Annotated in this window: 24 protein-coding genes; 14 read left to right on the top strand and 10 right to left on the bottom strand. The window is 71.0% G+C overall.

Annotated features, from left to right (window positions below; translation table 11 throughout):
- The first annotated feature begins 15 nt into the window (after positions 1 to 15).
- The 5 genes from ACQPYK_RS08260 (at position 16) to ACQPYK_RS08240 (ending at position 5606) form a co-directional block, all read left to right on the top strand.
- Positions 16 to 1284 (top strand): YcaO-like family protein, encoded by a 1269-nt coding sequence (locus ACQPYK_RS08260; RefSeq protein ID WP_433252687.1) that lies wholly within the window; start codon positions 16 to 18, stop codon positions 1282 to 1284.
- A gap of 122 nt (positions 1285 to 1406) precedes the next feature.
- Entirely contained in the window at positions 1407 to 2201 is a 795-nt protein-coding gene (locus tag ACQPYK_RS08255) for a SagB/ThcOx family dehydrogenase (RefSeq protein ID WP_433252684.1), read from the top strand.
- Positions 2198 to 3637 (top strand): JmjC domain-containing protein, encoded by a 1440-nt coding sequence (locus ACQPYK_RS08250; RefSeq protein ID WP_433252681.1) that lies wholly within the window; start codon positions 2198 to 2200, stop codon positions 3635 to 3637. The genes ACQPYK_RS08255 and ACQPYK_RS08250 overlap by 4 nt, the downstream gene beginning before the upstream one ends.
- Positions 3637 to 4401 carry an SDR family NAD(P)-dependent oxidoreductase gene (locus tag ACQPYK_RS08245; protein WP_433252678.1) on the top strand — a complete coding sequence of 255 codons (765 nt, stop codon included), beginning with the start codon at positions 3637 to 3639 and terminating at the stop codon, positions 4399 to 4401. Before ACQPYK_RS08250 ends, ACQPYK_RS08245 begins: the two co-directional genes overlap by 1 nt.
- A 5-nt stretch (positions 4402 to 4406) precedes the next feature.
- Entirely contained in the window at positions 4407 to 5606 is a 1200-nt protein-coding gene (locus tag ACQPYK_RS08240; protein WP_433252675.1) for a cytochrome P450, read from the top strand.
- Here the strand turns inward: ACQPYK_RS08240 and ACQPYK_RS08235 are convergent.
- Complete coding sequence (locus ACQPYK_RS08235; protein WP_433252672.1) at positions 5576 to 6994, bottom strand: flavin monoamine oxidase family protein; 1419 nt, start codon at positions 6992 to 6994, stop codon at positions 5576 to 5578. The two genes, ACQPYK_RS08240 and ACQPYK_RS08235, sit on opposite strands and share 31 nt — an antisense overlap.
- Here ACQPYK_RS08235 and ACQPYK_RS08230 point away from each other — a divergent pair.
- Positions 6984 to 7982 (top strand): hypothetical protein, encoded by a 999-nt coding sequence (locus ACQPYK_RS08230; RefSeq protein WP_433252670.1) that lies wholly within the window; start codon positions 6984 to 6986, stop codon positions 7980 to 7982. The genes ACQPYK_RS08235 and ACQPYK_RS08230 overlap by 11 nt on opposite strands.
- Positions 7983 to 8121: 139 nt before the next feature.
- Here ACQPYK_RS08230 and ACQPYK_RS08225 read toward each other — a convergent pair whose 3' ends face one another.
- Positions 8122 to 8721 (bottom strand): TetR/AcrR family transcriptional regulator, encoded by a 600-nt coding sequence (locus ACQPYK_RS08225; protein WP_433252667.1) that lies wholly within the window; start codon positions 8719 to 8721, stop codon positions 8122 to 8124.
- Positions 8722 to 9496: 775 nt separating this feature from the next.
- Positions 9497 to 10144 (bottom strand): class I SAM-dependent methyltransferase, encoded by a 648-nt coding sequence (locus ACQPYK_RS08220; RefSeq protein WP_433252664.1) that lies wholly within the window; start codon positions 10142 to 10144, stop codon positions 9497 to 9499.
- A 133-nt stretch (positions 10145 to 10277) separates the two neighbouring features.
- Between ACQPYK_RS08220 and ACQPYK_RS08215 the strand changes: the two genes are divergently transcribed.
- Positions 10278 to 10814, top strand: coding sequence for a TetR/AcrR family transcriptional regulator (locus tag ACQPYK_RS08215; RefSeq protein WP_433252661.1), 537 nt, complete (start codon positions 10278 to 10280; stop codon positions 10812 to 10814).
- A gap of 85 nt (positions 10815 to 10899) precedes the next feature.
- On the opposite strand, the gene ACQPYK_RS08210 is transcribed toward ACQPYK_RS08215, so the two are convergent.
- Positions 10900 to 11220, bottom strand: coding sequence for an ArsR/SmtB family transcription factor (locus tag ACQPYK_RS08210; RefSeq protein ID WP_433252658.1), 321 nt, complete (start codon positions 11218 to 11220; stop codon positions 10900 to 10902).
- Between the two features lie 86 nt (positions 11221 to 11306).
- On the opposite strand from ACQPYK_RS08210, the gene ACQPYK_RS08205 reads away from it, so the two are divergent.
- Together ACQPYK_RS08205 and ACQPYK_RS08200 are read left to right on the top strand one after the other, a co-directional pair.
- Positions 11307 to 12374, top strand: a complete 1068-nt coding sequence (locus ACQPYK_RS08205; protein WP_433252655.1) for a cation diffusion facilitator family transporter — start codon at positions 11307 to 11309, stop codon at positions 12372 to 12374.
- Between the two features lie 108 nt (positions 12375 to 12482).
- Positions 12483 to 13616, top strand: a complete 1134-nt coding sequence (locus ACQPYK_RS08200; protein WP_433252652.1) for an MFS transporter — start codon at positions 12483 to 12485, stop codon at positions 13614 to 13616.
- A 410-nt stretch (positions 13617 to 14026) separates the two neighbouring features.
- Here ACQPYK_RS08200 and ACQPYK_RS08195 read toward each other — a convergent pair whose 3' ends face one another.
- Entirely contained in the window at positions 14027 to 15172 is a 1146-nt protein-coding gene (locus ACQPYK_RS08195; RefSeq protein ID WP_433252649.1) for a pentapeptide repeat-containing protein, read from the bottom strand.
- Between the two features lie 990 nt (positions 15173 to 16162).
- Between ACQPYK_RS08195 and ACQPYK_RS08190 the strand changes: the two genes are divergently transcribed.
- Positions 16163 to 16642, top strand: coding sequence for a hypothetical protein (locus tag ACQPYK_RS08190; protein ID WP_433252646.1), 480 nt, complete (start codon positions 16163 to 16165; stop codon positions 16640 to 16642).
- Between the two features lie 551 nt (positions 16643 to 17193).
- On the opposite strand, the gene ACQPYK_RS08185 is transcribed toward ACQPYK_RS08190, so the two are convergent.
- Positions 17194 to 17976: a GNAT family N-acetyltransferase gene (locus ACQPYK_RS08185; RefSeq protein WP_433252643.1), complete on the bottom strand. Its 783-nt coding sequence runs from the start codon at positions 17974 to 17976 to the stop codon at positions 17194 to 17196.
- Between the two features lie 903 nt (positions 17977 to 18879).
- On the opposite strand from ACQPYK_RS08185, the gene ACQPYK_RS08180 reads away from it, so the two are divergent.
- The 3 genes from ACQPYK_RS08180 (at position 18880) to ACQPYK_RS08170 (ending at position 21170) form a co-directional block, all read left to right on the top strand.
- Positions 18880 to 19209 carry a PadR family transcriptional regulator gene (locus tag ACQPYK_RS08180; protein ID WP_433252640.1) on the top strand — a complete coding sequence of 110 codons (330 nt, stop codon included), beginning with the start codon at positions 18880 to 18882 and terminating at the stop codon, positions 19207 to 19209.
- Complete coding sequence (locus tag ACQPYK_RS08175; protein ID WP_433252637.1) at positions 19206 to 19592, top strand: DUF1048 domain-containing protein; 387 nt, start codon at positions 19206 to 19208, stop codon at positions 19590 to 19592. The genes ACQPYK_RS08180 and ACQPYK_RS08175 overlap by 4 nt, the downstream gene beginning before the upstream one ends.
- Before the next feature lie 360 nt (positions 19593 to 19952).
- Complete coding sequence (locus ACQPYK_RS08170; RefSeq protein ID WP_433252634.1) at positions 19953 to 21170, top strand: serine hydrolase domain-containing protein; 1218 nt, start codon at positions 19953 to 19955, stop codon at positions 21168 to 21170.
- A 254-nt stretch (positions 21171 to 21424) separates the two neighbouring features.
- On the opposite strand, the gene ACQPYK_RS08165 is transcribed toward ACQPYK_RS08170, so the two are convergent.
- The gene (locus tag ACQPYK_RS08165; RefSeq protein ID WP_433252631.1) at positions 21425 to 22294 is read right to left on the bottom strand and encodes a helix-turn-helix domain-containing protein; all 870 of its coding nucleotides are present in this window, start codon (positions 22292 to 22294) and stop codon (positions 21425 to 21427) included.
- Positions 22295 to 22383: 89 nt separating this feature from the next.
- Here ACQPYK_RS08165 and ACQPYK_RS08160 point away from each other — a divergent pair, with 89 nt between their 5' ends.
- Positions 22384 to 22764: a nuclear transport factor 2 family protein gene (locus ACQPYK_RS08160; RefSeq protein WP_433252628.1), complete on the top strand. Its 381-nt coding sequence runs from the start codon at positions 22384 to 22386 to the stop codon at positions 22762 to 22764.
- A gap of 263 nt (positions 22765 to 23027) precedes the next feature.
- Here the strand turns inward: ACQPYK_RS08160 and ACQPYK_RS08155 are convergent, their stop codons facing one another.
- The 3 genes from ACQPYK_RS08155 to ACQPYK_RS08145 all read right to left on the bottom strand — a co-directional run bounded on the left by ACQPYK_RS08155 (position 23028) and on the right by ACQPYK_RS08145 (position 25275).
- Positions 23028 to 23297 carry a hypothetical protein gene (locus tag ACQPYK_RS08155; protein ID WP_433252625.1) on the bottom strand — a complete coding sequence of 90 codons (270 nt, stop codon included), beginning with the start codon at positions 23295 to 23297 and terminating at the stop codon, positions 23028 to 23030.
- Positions 23290 to 23682: a DUF1622 domain-containing protein gene (locus ACQPYK_RS08150; RefSeq protein ID WP_433252622.1), complete on the bottom strand. Its 393-nt coding sequence runs from the start codon at positions 23680 to 23682 to the stop codon at positions 23290 to 23292. The genes ACQPYK_RS08155 and ACQPYK_RS08150 overlap by 8 nt, the downstream gene beginning before the upstream one ends.
- Before the next feature lie 138 nt (positions 23683 to 23820).
- The gene (locus ACQPYK_RS08145) at positions 23821 to 25275 is read right to left on the bottom strand and encodes an aldehyde dehydrogenase (NADP(+)) (RefSeq protein WP_433252619.1); all 1455 of its coding nucleotides are present in this window, start codon (positions 25273 to 25275) and stop codon (positions 23821 to 23823) included.
- Between the last annotated feature and the right edge of the window lie 7 nt (positions 25276 to 25282).

The following is a 25282-nucleotide window of genomic DNA, read 5'->3' as shown; positions in this document are numbered from 1 at the left end:
AGATAGGAGATGCCGATGGACCTCCTCGACGCGTGGAACGATCTCGTGGATCCGCGTACGGGCATCGTCCGCGAGATCACCGAGCTCCGGGTCGACGACGACGAACCACGGTTCGTCCACTACCTGTCCGAGGCCTGTTCCACGGAGGCCATGGGCTTCCTGAAGAACTTCGGCAACAACGGCGGTGCCGCGGCGGACCGGCGCAGAGCGCTGGCCAAGGCGATCGGCGAGGCCGTCGAGCGTTACTGCTCGGCCTGTTTCTCCTACGACGACTTTCTTCCGGCGTCCTACGACGAGCTGGGGCGGCCCGCCACCCCGCCTGCCTCCTATGCCCTCTACCGGCGCGAGCAGTACGACACTCCGGGCTTCCCCTGGCGGCCGTTCGCCTCCGGCACGCGGGTCGCCTGGACCCGGGGACGGTCCCTGGTCACCGGGGAGGAGGTCCTCCTGCCCGCGGCCTTCGTCTACGTCCCCTACCACTACCGGGCCGAGACGCCGATCGCCCAGCCCATCTCCACCGGCCTCGCCTGCGGCTCCTCCCTCCGGGAGGCCACCCTGTCGGCCCTGTGCGAGGTCGTCGAGCGCGACGCGTTCACGCTCATGTGGCAGGGGCGGCTGAGCCGCCCCCGCATCCGGCTCGGCAGCCTGCCGGCTCCTCTCACCGACCTCGTGCGACGCTTCCAAGCCGTCGGGCTGGCGGTGCACGTCGTCGACATCACCACGGACGTCGGCTGCCCGTCCGTCATGACGATCGCGGAGGGCTTCACCCCGATGTCGCCCGCGCTCGCCTTCGCCGCGGCCTCCCATCCGGACGCCGAGGTCGCCTGCCGTAAGAGCCTGGAGGAGCTGGCGCACACGCGGAAGTTCTCCGTCCAGGTGATGGACTATCTGCCACCGGTCCCCGTCGAGGTGGAGGCCGGGCATCCCGCCGTCGACGGGCAGCGGGCCCATCTGCGCTACTACTGCCCCCAGGAGTCCAAGGAGTACGCCCGCTTCGCCTGGGCCTGCCCCGACGAGATCGACCTGGACGTCTCCGCCGGCCGCGACCGATCCCTCGACGCGCTCGTCGCGGCGGTGGCGGCGACCGGCGAGGACGTGATCGCCTGCGACCTCACCACACCCGACGTCGCCGAACTCGGGCTCTCGGTCGTGCGCGTGGTCGTCCCGGGCCTGCACCCGCTGCACATGGGCCACTCCAACCGGGCCACAGGAGGACGTCGCCTGGCGGCGCTCCCCGGCTGGTCCCTCGCCGACGACAACCCCCATCCCCACCCGTTTCCCTGACGAGAGCCTGACGGGGCCCCTGACGAGAGCCCTGCCGGGGCCTTTGACGGGGCTTCTGACGGGGCCTCTGACGGGCCCCGGCGAAGACATCGCCCGACATCGCCCGACGAGGAAAGGCCGCCATGCATCCGGTCGACGCGTTCCTGATGGAGGAGAGCGAGGAGGCCGTCTGGGAGAGCTTCCACGAAAACTCCAAGACGACCCGGGCCACACCGCACCTGTACTTCGACCGGCATCCCTCCGACAGCACGGTCGTCGCGATGATGAATCGGTTGCGGGAGGTGAAGCCGTACCGCGACCGGCCTCGGATCGTCCTGCCGTACGAGCTTCCCGTGTCGGAGATCGACCTCGACGAGGCGTTGACCGGCCGCGAGTCGGCCCGGGGGTTTTCAAGCGGACCGGTCGGGCTGCCGGACGTGTCGAAGATCCTGCACTGCGCGTACGGCGTGACGCGGTCCAATGCGGACGGCGGATATCCGCGGCCGTTCCGCACGGTCCCCTCCGGCGGCGCCCTGTATCCCCTGGAGCTGTACCTGTGGGCACGCGAGGTGTCCGGGCTGGAGCGTGGGCTCTACCACTACGACCCGACCACGCACGAGCTCCACGAACTGGGCGCGTTCGAGGCCGGCGGCTGCTTCGTCCAGCAGGAGCTCGTCGCCGCCGCGTCGGCCGTCGTGCTGGTGTCGGCGGTCTTCTACCGCTCGGCCTTCAAGTACGGCGAGCGCGGATACCGGTTCGTGCTCATCGAGGCCGGGCACGTCGTGCAGAACGCGGTACTCGCCGCGTCCGGGCGCGGGCTGGCGGCGGTGCCCGTCGGCGGTTACTTCGACCGCGAACTCGACGAGCTGATGGGCTTGGACGGCCTGCACGAGTCGGTCGTCTACGGCCTGCTGCTCGGCCCTCGGGAACCACGATGAGCGATGGGTGGCCGCTGACCGTCACCGCCCCCGGGCCGGCGCGGGAAGACGCGTCCGCGCTGGCCTCGCTGGTGCACCCGCTCGACCCCGGCACGTTCCGCGCCGCCTACTGGCAGCGCCGGCCGCTGCACGTCCAGGGCCCGCCGGACCGCTTCCACGACCTGTTCACCATGGCGGACCTGCGTGAGGCGATCAGCCGCCAGCGGGAGCTCGGACTGCTCATCCGCGTCAGCGGAGACCGCGACGGCGACGGCGGGGGCGCCGGGGCGCACGTCCCCGTCGAGGCCGCCGACGTCGCCGCTCGCCTGCGCGACGGCGCCTCGATCTGCGTGGAGCCCATCGAGCGGGCCGCCCCTCGTGTCGCGAGCCTGGCCGCCCGCCTCAGGCACGAGCTCGGCCATCACGGCGACGCCGGCGTCAAGTGCTACCTCTCGCCGCACGGCTACGGTTTCAACACGCACTTCGACGCCCACGTCGTGACGACGCTCCAGCTCGCCGGGCACAAGCGGTGGCGCCTGTCGCGAACGCCGGGGGTGCCGTTCCCGCGCGGCAACGCCTTCGCCGACGCCGACGGCAACGTGCGCTACATCGGGCGCGCACCCAGCTCGGTGCGTCCGTGGGAGCGTCCGGAGATCGCGGAGGAGACCTTCGCCGAGGTCCTGCTCGGACCGGGGGACGTGTTGTGCCTTCCGGCGGGGACCTGGCACAGCGCGAAAGCGGTGGGACACTCCCTCGCCGTCAACATCGCCTTCGCCCCGGTCGACGTCCTCGCGCTCCTCACCAATGCCGTCAGGACCCGGCTGGAGGAACGGCAGGCCTGGCGCTCGGGTCTGCCCGCGTCCGGAGAGGCGGCCGGCTTCCTGCTCGACCGGCGGGAGGAGCTGATCGACGAGCTCAGAGCGCTCGCGCTGGACGACGACCTGCTCTCGGCCGCGGCCCCGGCCCACGTCCCGGCCGCTGCCCAGGCCTCCGCCCCGGCCCCGGTCACGGCCGCTGCCCCGGTCTCGGCCGGAACCGCCGCCACCCGGATGGCGGCGCTGGCTCGGCCCACCGGTGTCCCGGAGATCGACGATCGCGGCCTGCAGTGCGTACTCACGGTGGCGAACGCCGAGGTCGCCGCCGAATGGTACCGGCGAGTGCTCGGCTGCCGGGTCCTGGCGGCGATTCCGGAGTTCGGCTGGATGGAGCTGACGTCCCCGATGCCGGGGGTGAGCATCGGCCTGTCGGAGATACCCACCGCCGGGGTGGCCGGCGGAGCGGTGCTTGACTTCCGGGTCGACGATCTGGAGCGGACCCGCGAGCTGCTCGACCGCGACGCGGCGACCCCACCGGCCAGGATGCGCGCCGTCGCCGGCGTCGCGCGCTTCCTGGAGGCGTACGACATCGACGGCAACCGGTTGATGTTCTTCCAGCCGGACGACCAGGGGAGGACCTGATGGGACGGCTGGACGACAGCGTCGTCATCGTCACGGGCGGAGCCAACGGCATCGGCCGGTGGTATTGCACCGCGCTCGTCCGGGAGGGCGCCCAGGTCGTCGTCTGCGACGTCGATCGGCAGGGCGCGGCCGACTTCGCCGACTGGCTCAACGAGCGGGCGGCGGCCGAGCGCGCCCATCCCCTCGTCGTCGACGTGACCTCGCCGGAGCAGACCGCGCAGATGGCCGCCACCGTGCTGGCCAGGTTCGGAACCATCGACGTGCTGGTCAACAACGCGGGCAGCTACCCGCACGTGGCGTTCGAGGACATCGACCACGACGCCTGGCGGCAGGTGGTCACCCTCAACCTCGACAGCGTCTTCCTGTGCTGCCGGGCGGTGCTCCCGGCCATGCGGAAGCAGGGCGGCGGCGCGATCGTCAACGTGGCGACGAACCTGGTGTGGTCGGGGCTGGCGAACATGGCCCACTACATCGCGGCCAAGTCGGGGGTGATCGGCCTGACGAAGGCCCTCGCCCGCGAGTACGGCGAGCACGGGATCCGGGTGAACGCGCTGGCGCCCGGAGCGGTGGTCCCCGACCTGCCCGACCGGCCGCTCAGCCCGGCGGGCCGGGAGGCCGTGGACGAGATCCTGCAGTACCAGTCCGTGAAGCGGCACCAGCACCCCCGCGACCTCGTCGGCACCCTGTTGTTCCTCTGCTCTCCTGACTCGGGGTTCATGAGCGGCCAGGTGCTGACGGTCGACGGCGGCCTGACCATGCACTGACGGCGATGACACGGCCCGCCTACGATCCCCGCGCCCCGCAGATCCACGCCGACCCCTACCCGGCCTACCGGCTCCTGAGGCAGAGCGATCCGGTGCATCTCGTCCCGGGCGCCCGCCTGTGGTTCCTCACCCGGCATCGGGACTGCCTCGCCGTACTGTGCGATCCGCGCTTCTCCGCGCGCCAGGGTCAGCGGCTGCGGCAACGCCACACGGCACTGCCCGTCTCCATGCTGAACACCGACCCACCCGAGCACACGAGACTCCGGCGGGCCATCGCACCGGCGTTGCGGCCGCCGGCGCTGCGAGAGCACGAACGCTGGCTCACCCCTCTCATCGGCACGTGGGTGTCGCGGGTCCGGGCGGCGGCGCGAGCGAGTCGTGAGACGGATCTCGTCGCCGAGTTCGCCCGGCCCCTGGCCCTGCGGGTGCTCGCCGGTTTCCTCGGCCTGCCGGAGGAGGACCTGGCGGACTTCGGCGGCTGGGCCGGCGCCGTGGCGGGCAACCTCGATCCGTTCGCCGATCCGGTGCGGGACGGGGATGCGGCATCGGCGATGGCGGCGATGCACGACCGTTTCGCCGACCACCTGTTCGCCCGGGTCACCGCCCCGCGCCACGACGCGTTCACCGTCCTGGCCCAGGGGCACGCCGAGGGGCTGCTCGCTCCGGCGGAGGCGATGGCGACCGCGGGCCTGCTGGTCGTCGGCGGTGTCGAACCTCTCGGCGACCTGATCGTCAACGCCGCCGCCCTGCTGGCCGAACCCGGCCGGTGGCGCGACCTGGCCGATCCCGCCGCGTCATCGGAGAGAGCCGCGTCATCGGAGAGAAGGGCCATAGAGGAACTGCTGAGGATCGACCCGCCCATCCAGTTCACCGCCCGCACCGCCGTACAGGACGTCGTCGTCGGCGGCCGTTCGATTCGCCGGGGCGACGGCGTCGTGCCCCTCCTCGGCGCGGCCAACCGCGACGACGCGAGATTCGCCGACCCCGACCGGCTCGACCTGGGCCGGCGCGTCAACCCTCACCTCTCCTTCGGCGCGGGTCCGCACGCCTGCCTCGGCGCGCCCCTCGTCAGGCTGTTCGGGCGGCTGCTGATCTCGGCGGTGCGGGACTGCCCGGCCGAACCGCGTCCGGGCGAGGCCCCTGCGGTCCGCCGGCCGGGGACCGTTCCCCGCGGCTACGCCTGCCTGCCGTTGCGCTGGTCATGACCCCCCGTGCCGCCGTCCTCGCCGTCCCCCCGGTCTCCGCCGTCCTCGCGGGCCTCGTGGTCCTCGCCGCCTTCGCCGGACAGGCGAAGCGTCACCTCCCGCGCCGCTCGCCTCCCGCTCTCCAGCGCTCCCTGGACCAGGCCACGCAGGTCCGGCCGGGCCGAGGCCTCTCCGGCGAAGAAGACCGTCCCGCCGAGTTGCTCGGCCCACGCGGCGCAGGCGTCGTCGGCACCCGTCACCGGCACGCTGTAGGCGCCGCGAGCCCACGGGTCACGCCCCCAGTCCATGACGAGCACGTCGTCCACCGCTCCCAGGCGAGGTCCGAGCGACCGCAGGAGATCGGCGGTCCACCCGTCACCGCGCGCCAGACGCGCCGCCGGGCCCTTGATGTGGCCGGTCGTGAGGCGCGAACCGGCCCGGCTGGTCCAGAGCCCGCCGGGCGGGTCGGCCAGCAGGAGCCACCCGGAGCGCGGCGCGGGCCGGGCGGTGACCAGGACGACCGCGACGGCGTCGCACGAGGCGAGGACGGTGGCGGCGGCGGCCTTGCGCGGCGGCAGGGCCGGATCGAAGGTGAGCGCACCGCCGGCGACGGCCCCCGGGGGCGGGGTGACCACGGCCGCCCGCCCCCGGATCCGCGTCGAGGCGGTCGTGACCAGCACGCCGTCCCGATCCCAGCACACCCGCTCGACGGGCGACGCCGTACGGATCTCCAGGCCCCGGGCCAGCGCTTCGACCACCCGGTCGAACCCCTCCACGACCACGCGCTCGCCGCCTCGCCCTCGCCCGTGGTAGGTCGCGGCCGTCCCGGCCAGGTCGAGCAGCGCCGGGTCCTCACCCACCACCTGTTCCAGCCAGCACCGGGCGAGCTCGCGGGCGGGCGGGGCGAGTCCGGAGAGCGCCTGGTCCAGGGTGCCGGCGAGAGGGGACCCGGTCAGAGAGGACGACGCGTACAGCCCGTCCTCGACCGCCCACGGCAGCGGCCGGACCCGTGCGGCGAGCGCGGCGGGCTCCCAGTGGACGCCGTCGGAGACGACCACGAGCTCGACGCCCGTCGCCATGGGCGCGGTGCCGATGCGGGCCTCGCGCAGGAGCCGCTCGAAGGCGTCGCATCCGGCCGGGTGCACGACCTGTGCGCCGAGCTCGATCACCTCTCCCGGACCCGCCCGGAGCGTGCGCACCCTGCCGCCGATCGTGGGCCGGGCCTCGACCACCACGACACCGAACCCGCGCGCGGACAGCTCGCGAGCGCACGCCAGACCGGCGATCCCGGCTCCGACGACCACGACGTCAGCTGTTTCGGCCGTCACCGCGCGCCCCCGTCCGCCGCTCACCCGCCCCGCTGCCCACCCGCCCTGAGGAGACACCGAGGAGACAACCGTGGCCTCCATGGACCCCACCCCGACCATGCGGCTGGCCGCCGCGTTCGGCGAGCTGGCCGTACGGCTCGGCGTCCGCGACGACTCCGCCGCCACCGCGGCCGAACTGCTCAGAATCACCGGACAACCGCGCCGGCACTCCATTCTCACCGACTCCGCCGTACCGGTTGAGGTTTCCCTGAAACTCGACGAGCGGGGTGAGCCGTCCCTGCGCTGCGTCATCGACATGGTCGAGCACCGTGCCGGAGATTGGGAGGAGTCCCTGGCGCACGCCCGCTCGGCCACGGGATCCTCCACCGAGGAGCACGCCGCTTCCCTCCTCGACCTGTTCCGGACCCACCTGACCGGCGCCCCGGCCGACCTTCCGGCTCCGCTGATGCTCGGCCTGGGTTACGGGGCCGGGGGGCGCAGGCGCGGCACGGTCTACTTCAGGACCAGCTGGCTCGGCCCGCAGGAGCTCGCCGCCAGGTTTCCACTGCGGATGAAGACGCTCGCGCAGGCCGAACGCCTGCACGGCTGTGGGCTTCCCGCAACCGTCGAGGTGATGGGGTACGACCTGGCCGACGGCGAGCTCACGGCCTGGAAGAGCTACAAATGGCTGCCCGTCGACCCGGCCCGCGCCTTCGACGTCCTCGCCGGGACGCATCCCGACCTGGTTCCCGCCAGGCGGCTGCACGACCTCTTCGTCGCCGGGTCGCCGCCCAGTCCGCCCGAGCGGTCGCTCTTCCTCCAGCTCACCCACGACCGGACCGGGACCCGGCAGAAGGTGTTCTTCTTCTGCTCCGCGTGGGGCTGGGACACCCCGGAGGGGCTGGCACTTCTTCTCGGTTTCCTGCATCGGACGTTCGGCCACGACCTCGGCGCGCTCCTGGAGCTCCGCGAGGTGACGGCGGCTCACGGCATCGGCGTCAGGCTGGGCATGGTCGCGCTCGGCGGAGACTCGCGACGCCCCTGCCTCACCTTCTATTTCTGGCCCACCGGGGCTTCGGGAACCCGGTAGTCCGGGGAGCCGGAGGCTCGGGCGTACGGCTCCTGGCCGGGACCATCGACACCGATCGGACCTGCGCCGACTGCACGACGGGCGGCTGCAGCCTGAAGGCCTACCTGGCCGCCGACGATCCGGCGGTGTCGGGAGCCGGTCAGTCCCGGCCGGCCGGATCGGCGTCGATGTCCCCTGCGATGATCCGCAGTGCCTCGGCCATGTCGCGGCCCGTCGGCGCATGCTCCGGGTCGACCAGCCACTGCACCAGCACGCCGCCGAGCATCGTCTGGTAGAACGAGCCGACGACCCGCGCCCTGTCCTCGCCCTCCGCCTTGACGCCGGCGAGCTGGAACATCTCCATGAGCCCGAGGCGGGCGGCGTTCATCGAGGCGACGAACTGCTCGCGCATTTCCGGAAGGCGGTCGATCTGGGCGATGAGCTCGAACTGGGTGACCCAGATCGCCCGGTGGGCGGCGAAGGAGGCGATCACCCGGTCCCAGGTCGTCTCGAAGCGTTGTGCCGGTGTGGTGCCGGGGTCGGTGTCGGCGCTCAGGGCTCGTTCGATCTCCTCGCCCCACTCCTGCATCGCCTGGTGGAGAGCCGTGTTCAGCAGCACTTCCTTGGACCTGAAGTGGTAACCGATGGCCGCCAGGCTGACGCCGGCGGCCGTGGCGATGTCGCGCGCGGTCGTACGCGCGTATCCCTTTTCGTACAGGCAGCGTTTGGCACCGGCCAGGAGGTCCTCACGGTTTCCCATATCTGGGAGCCTACCCAATTCGAGACGACCGTCTTATGCATTTGTATCAGACAGATTTGCCAGATTTCGTACCGCCTGGGCGATAAGGCGGCAGTCCGGAGTCGAGGAACAGCATGCATGGGCTGCCGCCGACTCCCACGTGGAGTTCGGAGCGTCGTCGAAGACCGGCCTTCAGGGGCGGTGAGCTGTTGGAGTAGGAGGAACGGCGGAACGGCCGTTCCTCAACCCCGAGGTCCCCGCTAACCCCGAGGTCCCCGCTCTCACCGCCGGAGCCGGCCGCCGCACGGGGACTTGACCGGCGGCCGCGCTGACGGCCGATCCAGGCCCTGGGCGGGAGCGGGCAACAGGCGGGAACGCACCGGAGTTTCGGGAGGGGTCTTACGCGCGTGCGCGCGAGGCCTCGGCACCGGTCGACGACACCGCGCTGGCGGTGACCGACACCGGTGGGCCCGGCCGTTGCGTGGTCTATCTCAATGGCCAGTTCGCCAGTCAGCGGTACTGGCGGCGCGTCGTCGCCGAACTCGGCAGCGACTACCGGCACATCGTCTACGACATGCGGGCCCGCGGCCGATCGAGGCGGCTCGGCCCCCGCCGACCGGCCGGGCTTTCGGCTCTGTTCTGGACTCACAGGACTCTGTACGGCCGCTTCGAACTTGATAGGTATCGCCATCTTGAGCTGAAAGCCGTCCCCGTCGCTCGGAAGCGCCGTGGACGCGCACGCCCCTGGCGCTGTTGCCCCTCGCCGCCTCGCCGACGAGGGAGCGTCGGTGTGCTTCTATGGCCGGATGGCGCGGACGTAGTACAGCAGGTACGGCAGGTTGCCCTCGGCTTCGACCTCGAAGCCGGCGTCCGGGATGAAGGTGCCGAGCAGGTCACGGGGGTCGTGGCGCATGGCGGGGCCGGACAGGGCGCCGACGAGGTGCCGGGCCGCCGGGTTGGCCGGTGGGCGGAACTCGGCGAGGAGCAGCCGTCCGCCGGGCCGCAGCACCCGGAACATCTGCCGCAGCGCTTCGGGCCGGGCCGCGGCGGGCATGTGGTGTACGGCCAGGCTGGAGACGACCAGGTCGAACGAGCCGTCCGGGAAGGGCAGGTGCTGTCCTTCGCCGACGAGGTAGGTGCAGTGGGCCGGGGCGTGCCGGGTGGCGTAGGCGATCATCGCGGGGGATGGGTCGAGACCGGTGACATGGCCGCCGGGCATGACGACGGGGGCCATGATCCGGCTGAGGTAGCCGGTGCCGCAGCCGACGTCCAGGACCCGATCCCCGGCCCGTGGCCGGGCCGCGGCGGCCACGCGGGTGAAGGCGGCGCGACGGCCGCCCAGGAACGCGATCGAGCCGAAGATCTCGTAGGCGCGCGGGCGGTCGATGGTCCCGCCCGCGTCGGCGTGTTCCTCATGGTGGTGCAGCAGCTTTCCCAGCCCCATGGCAGCCTCCCAAGTTTCCGAACTACCTGTTCGGCTATGAATGATGCGTTCATGCTTAGGGAGGGTCAACGAGCAGATCTGCCGCGTTGTGCCGTACCGAACAGGGAGCGGGAAAGTGTCCGGAGATCGGCGGGTGCGACGTACGCGGCGGATGGTCCAGGAGGCACTGGTGGCGCTGATCCTGGAGAAGGGCTATGAGGCGGTGACCGTCACCGACATCATCGACCGCGCCGACGTGGGCCGCTCCACGTTCTACTCCCATTTCACCGACAAGCAGGACGTACTGCTCAGCAACCTCAACGAGCTCGCCTTCCTGCATCGGCCGCCGGTCGGCGGGTCGCGGGAGCTGTTCGCGTTCAGCCGGCCGATGTTCGAGCATGTGCGCGAGCAGGAGCGGCTGATGAGGGCGCTGCTGGGGCGGCGCGGCGGCGGGCCGGTGCACGCGTATGGCGAGCGACTGCTGGCCGATCTCGTCAGGCAGGAGCTTCTTGCCGCGGGTGCGCCGGCGTCGGCCGCACTCGATCTGCTGGTGGTCTGCGTGGTCGGGGCGTTCATGGGACTGCTGCGGACATGGGCGGACGGCGAGTGTGCCGCCTCGCCCGCCGAGTTGGACGCCGCTTTCCGCGCGGCCGTCGAGCCGGGTGTGCGCGCCGTGCTGGCTCAGCCATAGCGGAGGTCGAGGGGCGCCGTCCAGGGGCGCGAGAGCGGCCCGGCCCGAACGCGTCCGCTCCTGAGGCCGGGCTTTGGAAGCTCACTCAATCGTGGCGGGGGATGCCGGACACCTCGTGGTCGGCGTGGAAGAGCGCCTCTTTGATGAGGGAGCGGACGTGGACGTCGCGTGCCCGATACAGCACCCGGCGTCCATCCCTGCGCGTCTGGACCAGCCCGGCGAGACGGAGTTTGGCCAGATGCTGCGAGACCGAGGGGCGGGCGACCGCGATCGCCTCGGCGAGGCTGCCCACGTCATACTCGCCGCCCGACAGCAGCCACATCAGCCGCAGCCGGGTGCCGTCGCTGAGCATGCGGAACGCCTCGACGGCCGCCTCCATCTGCGCGCTGGTGGGTTGCTCCTGCACAGCACTTGCACCTGATCCGTTGTCGCGTGCATACATGGCTACATAAAATACGAGCAAACGGGTCAAAGGCAAGCGAGAGGGACACGATGAGCGAACTCGACCCCCCGCAGCACGGCCACGGTCATGGGCATGGGCATGGGCACGGTCATGGGCATGGGCACGGTCATGGGCGGGCCAGGGGGTTGCTGGCCGAGATCGCTCACGTGTTCACCCCGCACAGCCATGACAGCGCCGACAAGAGCGACGAGGCGCTGGAGTCCAGCAGCCGGGGGATGCGGGTACTGAGCATCTCCTTCGCCGCGCTCGTGGTGACTGCCATCATCCAGGCGGTGATCGTCGCCTACTCGGGTTCGGTGGCGCTGCTCGGCGACACTTTGCACAACTTCGCCGACGCGCTGACGGCCGTCCCGCTGGCTCTGGCCTTCTGGGTGGGCAGGCGGGCCGCGACCCGCCGCTTCACCTACGGCTACGGCCGCGCGGAAGACCTGGCCGGGATCGTCATCGTCGTGCTCATCGCCGCCTCGGCCGCCCTGGCCGGCTACGAGGCGGTCAAGCGGCTGATCAACCCCCAAGACGTACAGGCGCTGGGCTGGGTCGCCGCCGCCGGCGTGGTCGGCTTCCTCGGCAACGAGCTGGTGGCCCGCTACCGCATCAAGGTCGGCCGGCAGATCGGCTCGGCCGCGCTGGTGGCCGACGGGCTGCACGCCCGCACCGACGGCTTCACCTCGCTGGCCGTGCTGATCGGCGCCGGCGGCGCGGCGCTCGGCTTCCCGATCGCCGACCCGATCGTGGGCCTGCTGATCACGGCCGGGATCTGCTTCGTCCTGCGGGACGCGGCCCGGGAGATCTATCACCGGCTGATGGACGCCGTCGACCCCGCTCTGGTCGAACACGCCGAGCACATCCTGGCCGAGGTGCCCGGCATCGAGCGCGTCGGCACCGTGCGACTGCGCTGGATCGGCCACGCGCTGCGCGCCGAGGTCGATATCACCGTGCGCCACGACCTGACCCTCATCCAGGCGCACGCAGTCGCGGTGGAAGCCGAGCACCGGCTCATCCACGACCTGCCCCGGCTGCGCGCCGCCACCGTGCACGCCGACCCCGACGGCCCGGCCGGCACCGACCATCACGCCGTCCTGCTCACCCATCGCTAGAACACCAGGGCAGCGCTCGCGCCAGGCGGGACTGTCACCGGCGTTTGCGAGAATGACTGCTTATGCCCCGGTGATCTCCCGGGGACAGTTTCACCTGGATGGAGGAGAATGCGCACTTCGCTACCCGCGGCAGCGCGGACGCTGGTGTGGGTGCGCGTTCTCAACCAGCTCGGCGCCTACGCGCTGTCGTTCCTGGCCGTGCTGGCCGGGCCGAACCTGGCCGGCGCCGCGCTGGTCACCTTCGGCGTGAGCGCACTGGCCTCGCGCTGGGCGGGCGCGTTCCTACTGGACGGCTTCGCCCCTCGCACCATCCTGGCCGCCGGGCTGGCCGCCACCGGCGCCGCGCTGCTCGTGCTGACCCTCGCCCGCGGCCCCGTCCAGATGATCGCCGCGATCGCGCTGGTCGGCCTGGCCTTCGAGATCTACGAGCCCGCCAGCCAGGAACTGCTCGCCCGCGCCGCCGAAGGCGAACAGCGCCACCACACCTTCGCGGTCATGGGCGTCGCCCTGTCGGCCGCCGGCGCGCTCGCCGGGCTGCTGGCCGCGTTCCTGCTCCCGCTGGGGGTGCGCTGGCTGGTGGCCGCCGACGCGCTGACCTGCCTGGCCGCCGCCGCCATCGCCCTGGCCTGCTTGCCCCGCCAGGCCCGCCGGCCGTCCCGCACCGACACCAGGCGCGGGGCCCGCTGGAAACCGCCCGCGCGGCTGTGGCGGCTGACCGTGGCGGGCACCGCCTTCGCCATCGGCTACCTGGCCGTGATGATGTACCTGCCACTGGCCCTGCTGGAACGCGGCGCACCCACCTGGCTACCCGGCCTCACCCTGACCGGCGCCGCCCTGCTCGCGCCCCTGGCCCTGTGGGCGGCGGACGGCCTGCTGACCGGCCGCTCCCACACGATGATCCTCGCCACCGGCGCCGCCGCCCTGGGCATCCTGGCCCTCGCCATGGCCGTGGCCGGCAGCCCGCTGCTCACCATCGCCGCCTACCTGGCCAGCTCCGCGGTCAACAGCGTGCTGCTGGGCCGCTGGCAGTCGATGATCTCCGATGCCGCCCCCGAGGCGGAACGGCCTCGCTGGTTCGCCTTCCACGGCTCCTCCTGGGGTGTGGCCCAGCCCCTCGTCCCCCCGCTGGCCGCCCTCGCCACCACCCTGGTGGGCGCCGTCGGCGCCGGCGCCTTCCTCACCGCAGGCGTTGCCTTTCTCCTGGCGCCCCTGGCCCTGCGCGCCCGAACCCGGCAGAGCTGACGACGGTCAGACACCCGATGCCCAATGCCTGATGCCCGAATCCGACTGGCGACAGCGCAGCTCAAACGCTGTTTGGCGGTTCATCGCCAGGACCGCAGCCGCCTTAGGCTCGACGGACAGGCCGCCGGCCGGCGGGCGCAGTGGACGCGGTCGGCGTCCTCGCACGGCCCATTCATGTGACGAGACGGTAGCGGATCGCGTTCACACCGGTCTGCATGATCATGCATCGGGGCTGCATATTCGCCCGGAAAATCGGAATGAACCAGACAGATGGCCGCCCGGCTATCGGTGCCCCGTCTCACGCCGGGCGTTTGCACAGGTCGGGGCGTCGCGCGCCGATTGCTGTACCGGACAGAATCAATGCACTGTCCGGTATGGCCAAAGGGCACCGCCGGCTCGCCGCCCCCCGGTCAGGCGCCCTGGACTGGGTCGCCATCGGTCTCCTCCCGGACCAGACGGCCCGCTCCCTCCGGCGTCGTCTCCAGCCGCCACCCCTTCGGCCACACATGATCGGCCGCTGGATCGTCCACCACAGCCCCGTCCAGCTGGGCGTCCCCGGTGAAGGTCGTCCCGTTGAATCCGGCGTCCCCGGTAAAGGTCGCCTTGTCGAACCGGGCGTCCCTGTGGAAGGTCGCCCCGCCGAACTGGGCGTCCCCGGTGAAGGTCGTATCGTCGAAGACGGCGTTCCCGGTGAAGGTCGTCTTGTCGAAGACGGCCTCGGTGACATGGCCGCGGACCAGGTCGAAGTCGAGGAGGGTGGCGCCGGTCAGGTCCAGGCTCATCCCCTCCCAGAAGGCCGGTGCGGCCGGGAGGGTGGAGCGCTGGTCCGCGGGGCGGTCGTCGCGCAGGTGGAGGCTGAGGATGCGCTGGGCGGTCAGCCGTACCTGCAACTCGCCCTCCCGGTCGTCGCTCTGCTGCCGCGGCGCGGCCTCGGCGGGCGGGGTGACGCCGGCGCGGGCGGCCTGGTAGCGGCGCCGGGCCGCGCGCAGCGCGGCCGTGCGATCCCCCTCGGGATCCGGGGCGGGTGCGGGCTCGGGCGGGGTGTACGGCATGCGCAGGTAGGAGCAGATCACGTTCACGATGGTCTGCCGGTGGCCGGGGTTGTCCTGGGCCAGGCGCTCCAGCGCGTACAGGCCGGCCAGCCGGACGGCGGCCTTGTCGCTGCCGAGCTGTTCGGCGGCCTTGGTGTACAGCTCGGTCACCCGCCGCTCGGTGGCGTCGTGGGTGGCGTGCGCGGTGGCGATCTCCTGATGCCGCTGCCGCCGGAAGGCCAGCATCAGCGTGACGGCGGCCCCGACCCCGGCGCCGGCGGCCAGCGCGGTGCGCAAGATCTCCCCCCGCGCGGTGCCGGCCCCGGCCGGCCCGGACGGCCCCGGGGCCGGGGTGGTCAGGGCCGGGTCGGCCAGCAGCCACCACAAGGTGCCACCCACCGCCACACCGACCAGCACGATCACGGGGATGATCCACCAGGCCGCCGGGCGCGGCACGCGCATCGCCGGCGGAGCGGCAAACACGACGGCGGGACGGCGGGCACGGCGGCGCGGCGGTAACGGCATCCCTCCATTCCAGCCGCCCGCGGCCCGCATCCGACCGGACGCTACATGATCGTTATCAGGCGGGTCGGACAGTGCAGGCGCGCTGTCGGGTATGCGTCGCCGGCCCCGCACCACGCTGATCACCCGCGAGCGCTGGGAATGGGCCGCACTGGTCCCGCTCACCGAGATCGCCGGCCCGGTGACGGGCCTGCCCGCCTGGCCGCTGTCGGGGGCCCGCGCCCACCCACCGGCCCCAGAGGCCGGCCCTGTGCCGGCACCACGAGCACGGATGGAGCTGGGCCGAGCTCGGCCCGGCGACATCGGGACCTCCATCGCCGCCCAGATCACCGCGCTGGCCCGATCCACAGGGCCCCGCAGCCCCGGCGGCCTCTTGATCGCGGCCGCTGACCTACCTGCCCGCCCGACCCCTCGCACCGCTTCTCACCCCTGCGCGCCCGCCTGTACCCGGCGGCCGTGCGACTGGCTCCCCTTCCTGCCATGTGATCGGCTGCGGAGGCTCGCGGGGATCGACGGGGATCTGCGGAACCGTACGGTCACCACCGATGGCATCTGGCACTCACGTCAGCTCCGTCCCGCCAAGCGGGAATGTAGTCACATGAGGCCGCGGCCCGGCGTTGGAGGGCGAGCACGAGCCTTGGGATGTCTCACTGTTCCGGGGTTGAGGAACCTGAGGACAGCCGTTAGCGCTGAGAACGATCATGGAGCCTCGACACTGATGGGCCGGCCCGACAGTGCGTCAGCTCTGCCCGGTCTCCGGAACCGCATCGCCGCAGGTCACCGTCTCGGCGCCGGTTCTTGCACCATTCCGGTCCCGTGCGCCGCACGGTGGCCTCTCACCGAAACCCCGGCCTACCGGGGGCGCGAACCCTGCCGACAGCTCGTGGCAAAGCGGCAGGCCCTCCGCTCGGGTCGGCGTCACCAAGGGAAAAAGTAGCTCTACTCAGAACCTTTACCAGCGTTTCGCACTCAAAGTAGAGCATGATGAAGACGATGATCGGAGCCTCGCTCCTCGCCGGTTCGCTACTGGTCTCCGGCGCCGCCGCGGCGGACGCCCAGACGAAGCCGACGCTGGGCCCCCACGGTTATGGCGCCGTCACGTTCGGCATGACCGTCAAGCAGGCCACGACGACGGGGGACGTGGTCAAGAAGCTGCCGGGCAACGGCGGCTGCTCCGGCTGGGACCTGAAGAAGTTCCCGACCCCCAAGGACTCGGTCGGCATCTACATCTCGCCGAAGGTGGGACTGGCCGCCATCTTCGCCGCGAAGGGCATGAAAACCCCGGAGGGCATCAAGATCGGCTCCACCGTCGAGCAGGTGAAGGCCGCCTACCCGCGCATCAGGAAAGACGTCCACGGCCTTTACGTGATCACGGTCCCCGGCAACAAGGAGGCTTACTACACCTTCGGCGTCACGCACGGCAAGGTCACCGAGTACGGCATCGCGCTCAACAAGCAGGACTGTTTCAACTAGCGGGGCGAGTCTGCCGGGTCAGGTCCTTCGCTCGGGCCGGCGCGATGAGGCGCGAGGTAGACCCGTCTCCCCCAGGTCGGGCGCCGCGAAAGCAGCTGTCGAATTCCTTCGCCGAGCCGGTTGTCGAGGTTGGTTCCCGACCCGGGTCCTCGATGCCCACCACCTGCGACCTGTGATCTTCCGACCCGGTCACGACAAACGAAGCGGGCGGTTCACCGAGAGCTGCTTCGCCCCGGGCGGCACGGACCCGAGTGGAAGGCCCGGAAACTCCAGGGTTCCCGTGAACTCAAGGGTCGAGACCGTGCCGTTGGGATGGTTTGGGAGGCTGTGCGCCCTTGGGTTCGCCGGAACCCAAGGGCGTCTACGGTCAGCCGGTCCCGGGGCGGCACCGGGCGGTGCCCAGGACCCGGCGACCGGCCCGGCCCGGCGAGCGGTTGAGGCGCCTGAACCGGTGTACGGAGCCGACCTCCGCGCGAGCAGGCGTTCTCCGTCAGGGCGGCACTCGGCACCGGGCCGAGCCGCCCTGAACCGAACCGTCCCCGCCCCGCACGTCACCCTTCGAGTGCCATGTACAGGCGGGTGCCTTGGGGCTTGTAACCGACGCGTTCGTAGACGCGGCGTGATCCCTCACCCGAGTACTCCAGCCACACCGACTGTGCTCCCTGGGCGAGCATGGTCTCGGTCAGTGCGGCGGTGACCGAGGCGGCGATGCCACGGCCGCGGAAGGCGGGGCGAGTGCCCACGCCTGACAGCTCCGCAGTGCCCACGGCCGGTGCGGAGCAGGAGGCTCCACCGGCACAGCCGCCGTCGGGTGCCCGGATGAACCGCACCGCCCCGCCGTTCTCCTGGGTGCGGCGCAGCCGGGCGGCGCCTTGCGGGGAGGGGGTGACCTCGCCGGCGAACGCCTCGGACAAGGCCGCGTCGATCGACGCGTAGTCCTCGTCCGTGGAGGGGGTCTCCACAAGGAGCGCGGCTGTGGCCATAACCGATGTGGGCGCATCGGTGACGGGCGGCATCGTCAGCATGGCCGCAGTGCAGACCAGGTACTCGTGTACCTCCTCCACGGTGAATCCCGCCCTGCGCAGTACGGGCTCCACGGCGGGCGCGGCATCCGGCGCGAACTCGAGCCGGGGCTTGAGGCCGCGCTCGCGGAACGCCTCGATCAGCGCTGCGACATCCCGGCCGGTCGGCTGGGCGCCGGGCACAGGGGTCGCGTAGTTGATGTAGGGGCTGGTGGTGCCGGGGTCGAACCCTGCGACGAAGCCACCGGTCTGGACGACCACGGGGCGGCGACGGAGGTTGGCGACGGCGAAGCTTTGGACCTTGGTGTCCATGATGAGTTGACCTCACGTAGATGACATGGTGGAGCGCGCTCCCGCCGCGCGGGGCGGATCGGTGAGCCGCGCAGGCTTGTCAGACCCGGTGTTGGGCCAGGGCCCTCCCCGGACAGGGAAATGGGGCGGTGTATCAGGCACCGCACGTGGGGCCGCCGTGAGGAGACGGGCGTGGCATCGGTGGTGTTCGGTGCTACCGGGAGAGCAGACCGGTCAGTGCCGACGGCGGCCGCTGAAGGACGCCGGGACCATTGGCTTCAATCCTTTGCTGTGTGCATGTGCTGCAAGCCTTTGCTGTGTGCATGTGCTGCAAGGCGCGGCCAACTTTCCCACGACACCCGAGAGTGCGCAACGGGAAAGGGCTCCTCGGCGCAAAGCAGGACAGGCGAGGTGCAGCAGTACATTCACCCGGCACGTGGCTGAGTTCACCGATGGTGCCGGCCTGCGCAGAGCCGATCGTCTCAAGATGAGATCAGCGGCTCGGCTGGACGTGACCTGGCTGGTGGCCGCCGGTGAGTCCGGACGGGATCGGCCGGGTGTCTTCCCCTGACCTCGTTCCAGACGATCTGTGGAACCGGCCTGCGGCATCATCTGCCTCCGCCGCCTCTGCAGGTCATTTCGAAACAATCAGTTAGTACGACGCCGAGGGGCGGCCCCACGTCCGAGCAGGGAAAACACAACAAGATCTTTCTCGCCGCCAACGGCTGTTCCACCGTTCCTCAACCCCTGTCTTCTCTCAGTGGGGTGGCGGTGTGCTCGCTCACGAGCGGCGATCAGGTCGCCCGCACTCACATGCGTGCGGTTTCGGCTTGCACCTCAGCTATTCAGTGTTGCTACATACTAGTAGTCGGTGTTACTGTGTACCGGTAGTCAGCATCACCAAATAGCTGAAGGGGGTGTTCCATGGGCAAGCAGGTGACGGAGATGCTCAAGGGAACGCTGGAGGGCATCGTCCTGGCGACCCTGTCCGGCCGGCCCGCCTACGGCTACGAGATCACTGCGTGGCTGCGGGATCAGGGCTTCTCCGACATCGCCGAGGGCACCATCTACGCGCTGCTCGTCAGGATCGAGCGGCGCGGGCTCGTCGACGTGGAGAAGGTCCCGTCGGAGAAGGGGCCGCCGCGCAAGGTGTACTCACTCAACGCTCAAGGACAGGAATATCTCGAAGAATTCTGGAGGACCTGGAGCTTCCTCGCAGAACGGCTCGAACAGCTCCGCGAAGGAGGCAGATGACCATGTCCGACGCTGAAAAGGGCGGCTTCATCTCAAAGGTGATCGGCCCCAAGCGGCGGTGGCGGCAGTACAAGGCGCGCAGGGAGCAGCTTCCCGAGAGCTATCGCACGGCGGTCGAAGCGATCGAGCGGTACATGATGCACTTCGTGCCGACCGACGGCGACAGCAATGCGTCGATGTTCGAAGACCTCGCCAACCTGTTCGAACAGGCCGCGGCGGACGCAACGCCGATCCGCGAGATCGTCGGGGAGGACCCGGTGGAGTTCGTCGAGGCGTTCGTCCAGAACTACTCGGAGGGTGGCTACGTCCCCGCCCGTGCGCGGAAGCAGCTGACCGACGCCATCACGCGCGCCACCGGCGAAGGCACCGGAAAAGAAGACTAGACAGTCTGATAACGACGCAGCACATCGCGCCCGGGGCCGAGCACCACATTCATCGACTGTCTGCACTACGCGGCCCCGGGGTCATGCCCGGCCGGCTACTTCCCGCCGCGTGTCAGCGGCGGCGTCAAGACGGCGACAGCCGACATCAGAGCGGTTGGCGATGGCGGATGCCATGAACGGTTCAGCGATTGCGCCCTCGGGGCTGCGAACCGGGCCACGCCGAGCTCACCCCCCGACCCTCGTGCGTCGCCCGTGCGAAGCCCATGAGCGCCACGCCGTGACGAGTCTCGCAAGATCAAACACTTTGTGCATCGAACACTGCATGTAAGGAGATTCATGGTGGGAAGAGGCAATAGCGGCTTGTCCGAAGCAGGGCTGCGCAGGCTGCGTGAGGTGCTGGCACGGCATGTCGAGTCCGGGAAGATTCCCGGACTCGTCGCCCTGGTCGGCCGGGGCGAGGAGACACACGTCGAAGCGCTCGGGACGATGCGCCATGACGGTGGCGCGCCGATGCGCCGGGACACCATCTTCCGGATGGCCTCGACGACCAAGCCGGTCGCGGTGGCGGCGGCGATGGTCCTGCTGGACGAGTGCCGGCTGCGGCTGGACGACCCGGTAGATCGGTGGCTGCCCGAGCTCGCCGACCGGCGGGTGCTGAAGCGGGCTGACGGCCCGCTTGAGGACACCGTGCCGGCGCGGCGGCCGATCACCGTGCGGGACCTGCTCACTTGCACCTTCGGGCTCGGACTGGATATGACGGCGCGGACCGCTCCGATGATGGGCGCGTTCTTCGAGCAGGGGGTTTACGGCCAGGCGGATGGATGGCTGTTGCCGGCACCGGAGCCGGATGAGTGGATGCGCCGCCTTGGCACGCTTCCGCTGATGTACCAGCCCGGAGAGCGGTGGCTGTACAACGTCAGCGACGACGTGCTCGGCGTGCTGGTGGCCAGGGTCACGGGCCAGTCGTTCGAGGCGTTCCTGCGCGAACGCGTCTTCGATCCGCTGGGCATGAAGGACACCGGTTTCCACGTGCCCGCCGACAAGATCGACCGGTTGCCGCCCCTGTACGCCCCCGATCCGCAGACCGGAGAGTTCATCGTGGCGGACAAGGTTGAAGGGGGACACCACAGCCGGCCTCCGGCGTTCCAGTCCGGCGGCGGCGGACTCGACTCGACCGTCGACGACTATCACGCCTACTTCCGGATGCTGCTCAACCACGGGATGCACGGGACCCAGCGGATCCTGTCCCGGCCCGCCGTCCAGCTGATGACCACCAACCGTCTCACGCCCGAGCAGACAGCCGCCCTACAGGCCTGGGCCCGCGGCGTCGTCCATTTGTCGCACGGCCAGGGGCAACACGGCGGCTGGGGCTTCGGGATGGCGGTGCGCACCTACCGCGGCGACTACGCGCCCATCGGCCAGTTCGGCTGGGACGGCGGAACCGGCACCACGACCTACGCCGACCCGGCCAACCAGCTCGTCGGCATCCTGCTCACCCAGACCGGGATGTCCACCCCGGATTCGGCGCGGGTCATCCACGACTTCTGGACCACCCTCTACCAGGCGATCGACGACTGACCCGCCTACCTGGTCGAGGCCGGTCAGGCAGAAGACCTCGACCAGGCTCCGGCCTTCGACGCCACCACGTTCTGCGATCAGCTGCATGACCGGCTCAAGACAGTCGCTGGCGCCGCCCTCGAGGGGGCTCGGCGCCGCTGAGCGCCCGGCCCCATCGCAACAGCGAGGGAAGCCAGGCCTCAAGGGCATCGGTAACGATCATCACGCGACCGGTGTTCATGGTCGGGGTCGAGGAACGGCTGTTCCGCCGTTCCTCAACCCCGGAACAGCCCATTGCCCCTTTGGGCCTTGTCTTGTCTGCCTCCTGCACAGCCAGAACGTGCTCGAACCTCTCGTTCCGAGGGTCCTGCGGCTTGTGACCGAAAGAAGCGGGCGGTGTCGTCATCGGCGGGAAAGTACGCCTCGACGGCGATCTCTTCCAACGTGACATCGAAGGCGGCACCGAACGTCGTAACGGTGTTGATGAAACACAGCTCCGCTCCGCGATGGCGGATGCGGATGGGCAACGCGATGTCGGCGGGATCGGGCGGCGCCAGATCACCTTCCGGACCGTAGGACAGCAGTTCCTCATACAGGGCGCTCAGCTCCGCATCACCCGTCTGTGCCACCTGGCGGGCGAGCCGGGGCAGCAGGTGGGCGCGGACCTGCCCGAGATTGCGCAGCCGCGGCGCGAACCCGCCCGGATGCAGGCCCAGCCGCATCATGTTGACCGGTGGACGCAGCAGCGATGCGTCCACGTCCTCCAGGAAAACGTCGATCGCCGTGTTAGCCAGCAGCATGTTCCAGCGACGGTCCACGGCCAGCGCCGGATACGGCTCGTGTCCCCGCAGGATCTGCCCCAGGACCTTCCGGGCCGAGGCCAGGTGCGGATCGTCCAGCGGCCGCTCCCGGACGACGGGCGCGTGCCCGGCCGCGACCAGCAGGCGGTTGCGTTCCCGCAACGGGACGCATAGGTGCTCGGCCAGGCGCAGCACCATGGCGCTGCTGGGCATGGTGCGTCCGGTCTCCACGAAGCTGACGTGCCGGGCGGACACCTCCGCCTGGATCGCCAGATCGAGCTGGGTGAGCCCTCTGCGATGCCGCCACTCGCGCAGCAGTTCACCGACCGGCCGGTCCTGCGTCATGCGGGCGATTATGGCCCCGCCTCGTCGATCACCACGATTACATGGCTTGTAATCGACAGGGCCGACCGGCGGCTGCGACGGTGGCCCGCATGAGCGAAAGCAGCGAGGCCGCACGCAACAAGCAACTCGCCGTCCACGGCTTCACCCAGTTCGCGGCGGGCGACATCGACGTGCTCCGTACCCTCCTGCACGAGGACTTCATCGAGCACAGCCCGGGAAACCCCTCCGGGCGTGAGGCGTTCATCACGTTCATCACCGAGGCCCCGGTGGCCCGCGCCCGGCTCGACCTCAAACGGGTCATCGCCGACGACGATCACGTGGTGATGCACTACCACATGGCCACGGACGACGACCCCCGCGGTATCGCCGTCGTCGACATCTGGCGGCTGGACAACGGGCAGATCGTCGAGCACTGGGATGTCGTCCAGCCGGTGCCGGAAGCCGCACAGGTTCCCCACGGAATGTTCTGAGCCGACGGTACGAAGCAGATATCCACCTCGATCGAGATCAATCGGCGGGCGCCGCCGTGGTGAGCGGCCTGGTGCCGTGTTCCTCCAGACGTACGGGAGCCACCGAGGCCCTACACCGCCGCCCAGATCACCGCGATGGCCGGCCACATCCGCACCTGGGGAGTGCGGCGCCGACACCTCGATGGGCGGCTACGACGAGTGTCTCCGTGACTGAGCTGCCCGATCCCCTGCCGGCCGTCGAACGCGGACCGGCGGTGTTCGCGCTACCGCAGGGGAGCCCGATCAGGCCTCCAAAGTGGCCGGCGGGAGAGTCCGGCGACGACGACCTTACGGATCGCCATCGTGAGCGCCGCCACGGCGATCGCCGTCCATGCCTGCACGAGGGACAGACGCAACAGCCCGGCCGCGACGAGGAAATCCAGCAACACCGCCATCGCGTTCCGGGGACCGCCGCCGAACAGCAGGGCGGTGAGCGCCGCGACCAGCCCCATGGCGGCGAGCAGGGCGGCCGCCGCCCGGACCAGCTCAGCCACCCCCGCCACCCGGCACGGCACGCGGGCGAGCCTCCCCCACCCCGCGCCCCTCCCGCTCGATCTCCCTGCTCAAGAAGAAGTTGAGCGCGGTCCTGATCGCCGCGATCGCCGCCAGTTGCCCGATCTGCGTGAAGCCCGGCGAGATCGCCGTACGCAGCACGTCACCGGCCAGCTGGAACTCCAGACCCAAGGCGAGGAACCGTCCCAAGAACAGCCGCACGGCGATGAACCCGTCATCGCCCCGCCGCCGGACGGCGACCAGGAGGAAACGAACGAAGGCCACGACCGCACCGGAGAAGATGACGATCGCGCCGGCCGCCTCGACGAGGCGGACGAACAGGTCCACGACCTCCCGGAGAGTCTCCTCGGGCAGAAGATCCAGCATGTGCTGCTGTTACCCGGTGGCTTACGGCCTAAGCGGCGCCCCGCGCCCGCCGCTCCGGGAAAGCCCGCACCCGGGAGGGACCGGCCGGCGGGGAGACCTTCGGCGTCCGGGTCCCGCAGGCCGCCACCGCGGCTCACGTCAGGTCAGGACGCCGTCGACCCGGCGCGGGACGCCCAACGGGTTGTCCTCGCGCAGTTCGGGCGGGAGCAGCTCGGCGGGCCAGTCCTGGTAGGCGGTGGGAACCAGCCATCGGCGGATCGCGGCGGCGCCGACCGAGGTGTGGGCCGCGGCCGTGCTGGCCGGCCAGGGACCGCCGTGGTGCATCGCCCAGCGGACGGCGACCCCGGTCGGCCAGCCGTTCCAGATGAGCCGTCCGGCCTTCCGCAGCAGCACCTCGGCGACCTCCCCCGCCTCGCCGGGGTCCGTGGCGTGGATCGTGGCGGTGAGCGAGCCTTCCAGCCGGTCGAGTACGGCGGGCAGTTCCGCCGGGTCGCCGTAGGTCACCACGACCGCGGCGGGGCCGAAGCACTCCTCCGCGAGACCGGGAAGGCCCTCGGCGAACGTCGCGAGGTCGGTGGCGAACACCTGGGGCGTCACCGCGAAGGCGCCCTCGCCGGCCCGCCCCTCGGCCAGCGAGGTGAGCTTGCCGAGCCGGGCCAGCCCGTGCAGGAACCCGTCCCGGATCCGCTCGGTCAGCATCGGGCCGCCCACGGCGGCAGCGACCGCCTCGGAGAGGGACGTCAGCAGCTCCACGTCGTCGGGCACGAACAGCAGGCCGGGATTGGTGCAGAACTGGCCGACGCCCAGGGTCAGCGAGGCGGCGAACCCCCGGGCGAGACCGTCACGGCCGGCCGAGGGCAGCACGACCACGGGATTGACGCTGCCCAGCTCGCCGTAGAACGGGATGGGGTCGGGGCGCTCGCCGATCAGGGCCTGGACGGCCTTGCCGCCGGGGATGGACCCGGTGAACCCGACGGCCGCCACGGCCGGGTGCCGCACCAGCCGCCCGCCCGCGTCGAGCCCCCGGACCAGGCCGAGGAGCGCGGGGTCGGGCAGAGCACTCTGAATGATCTTCTGTGACAGCTCCGACGTGCGCGGGTGCCCGTCATGGGCCTTCACCACCACCGGGCATCCGGCCGCGAGGGCGGAGGCGGTGTCACCACCCGCGACGGAGAAGGCGAACGGGAAGTTGCTCGCCGCGAAGACGCCCACCACCCCGGGCAGCGGGTGGTTCATACGGCGCAGATCAGGCATCGGCGGCTCGGCCGTCGCATGGTCGATCACCGCTTCGACGTGGCCGCCGTCCCGCAGCACTTGGGCGAAGAGCCGGAACTGCCCGGCGGCCCTGGCGACCTCGCCGCGCAGCCGTACCTCGCCGAGCGCGGTCTCGGCGTCGGCCGTCCGCCACAGCTCCTCGACGCTCTCCTCCAGCGCCGTGGCGACCGCGTCGAGCACGGTGGCCCGCTCGGCCGCGCGCCAGGCGGGAGCGGCGGCGCGCGCCGCCAGGACGACGGCGTCCACCTCCCCGTCCGTGGTCGCGGCGAAGGGAGCTCCAGCGGGTTCGCCGGTCCGGGGATCATAGGAGTGGATCAACGGGAAA

This window comes from Streptosporangium sp. CA-135522 (genome assembly GCF_050949235.1).
In the GTDB taxonomy this organism is placed as follows: Bacteria; Actinomycetota; Actinomycetes; order Streptosporangiales; family Streptosporangiaceae; genus Streptosporangium.
This window is presented reverse-complemented; position numbering and strand designations above follow the sequence as displayed.

Excerpts from the sequence above, each read along its gene's own strand:
- ACQPYK_RS08180 (WP_433252640.1), top strand. The coding sequence starts at position 18,880 with ATGGGCAAGCAGGTGACGGAGATGCTCAAGGGAACGCTGGAGGGCATC.
- ACQPYK_RS08190 (WP_433252646.1), top strand. The coding sequence starts at position 16,163 with ATGATCGGAGCCTCGCTCCTCGCCGGTTCGCTACTGGTCTCCGGCGCC.
- ACQPYK_RS08160 (WP_433252628.1), top strand. The coding sequence starts at position 22,384 with ATGAGCGAAAGCAGCGAGGCCGCACGCAACAAGCAACTCGCCGTCCAC.
- ACQPYK_RS08185 (WP_433252643.1), bottom strand. The coding sequence starts at position 17,976 with ATGGACACCAAGGTCCAAAGCTTCGCCGTCGCCAACCTCCGTCGCCGC.
- ACQPYK_RS08205 (WP_433252655.1), top strand. The coding sequence starts at position 11,307 with ATGAGCGAACTCGACCCCCCGCAGCACGGCCACGGTCATGGGCATGGG.
- ACQPYK_RS08165 (WP_433252631.1), bottom strand. The coding sequence starts at position 22,294 with ATGACGCAGGACCGGCCGGTCGGTGAACTGCTGCGCGAGTGGCGGCAT.
- ACQPYK_RS08235 (WP_433252672.1), bottom strand. The coding sequence starts at position 6,994 with ATGGAGGCCACGGTTGTCTCCTCGGTGTCTCCTCAGGGCGGGTGGGCA.
- ACQPYK_RS08260 (WP_433252687.1), top strand. The coding sequence starts at position 16 with ATGGACCTCCTCGACGCGTGGAACGATCTCGTGGATCCGCGTACGGGC.
- ACQPYK_RS08150 (WP_433252622.1), bottom strand. The coding sequence starts at position 23,682 with ATGCTGGATCTTCTGCCCGAGGAGACTCTCCGGGAGGTCGTGGACCTG.
- ACQPYK_RS08225 (WP_433252667.1), bottom strand. The coding sequence starts at position 8,721 with ATGGGAAACCGTGAGGACCTCCTGGCCGGTGCCAAACGCTGCCTGTAC.
- ACQPYK_RS08175 (WP_433252637.1), top strand. The coding sequence starts at position 19,206 with ATGACCATGTCCGACGCTGAAAAGGGCGGCTTCATCTCAAAGGTGATC.
- ACQPYK_RS08220 (WP_433252664.1), bottom strand. The coding sequence starts at position 10,144 with ATGGGGCTGGGAAAGCTGCTGCACCACCATGAGGAACACGCCGACGCG.
- ACQPYK_RS08255 (WP_433252684.1), top strand. The coding sequence starts at position 1,407 with ATGCATCCGGTCGACGCGTTCCTGATGGAGGAGAGCGAGGAGGCCGTC.
- ACQPYK_RS08240 (WP_433252675.1), top strand. The coding sequence starts at position 4,407 with ATGACACGGCCCGCCTACGATCCCCGCGCCCCGCAGATCCACGCCGAC.
- ACQPYK_RS08200 (WP_433252652.1), top strand. The coding sequence starts at position 12,483 with ATGCGCACTTCGCTACCCGCGGCAGCGCGGACGCTGGTGTGGGTGCGC.
- ACQPYK_RS08245 (WP_433252678.1), top strand. The coding sequence starts at position 3,637 with ATGGGACGGCTGGACGACAGCGTCGTCATCGTCACGGGCGGAGCCAAC.
- ACQPYK_RS08250 (WP_433252681.1), top strand. The coding sequence starts at position 2,198 with ATGAGCGATGGGTGGCCGCTGACCGTCACCGCCCCCGGGCCGGCGCGG.
- ACQPYK_RS08195 (WP_433252649.1), bottom strand. The coding sequence starts at position 15,172 with ATGCCGTTACCGCCGCGCCGCCGTGCCCGCCGTCCCGCCGTCGTGTTT.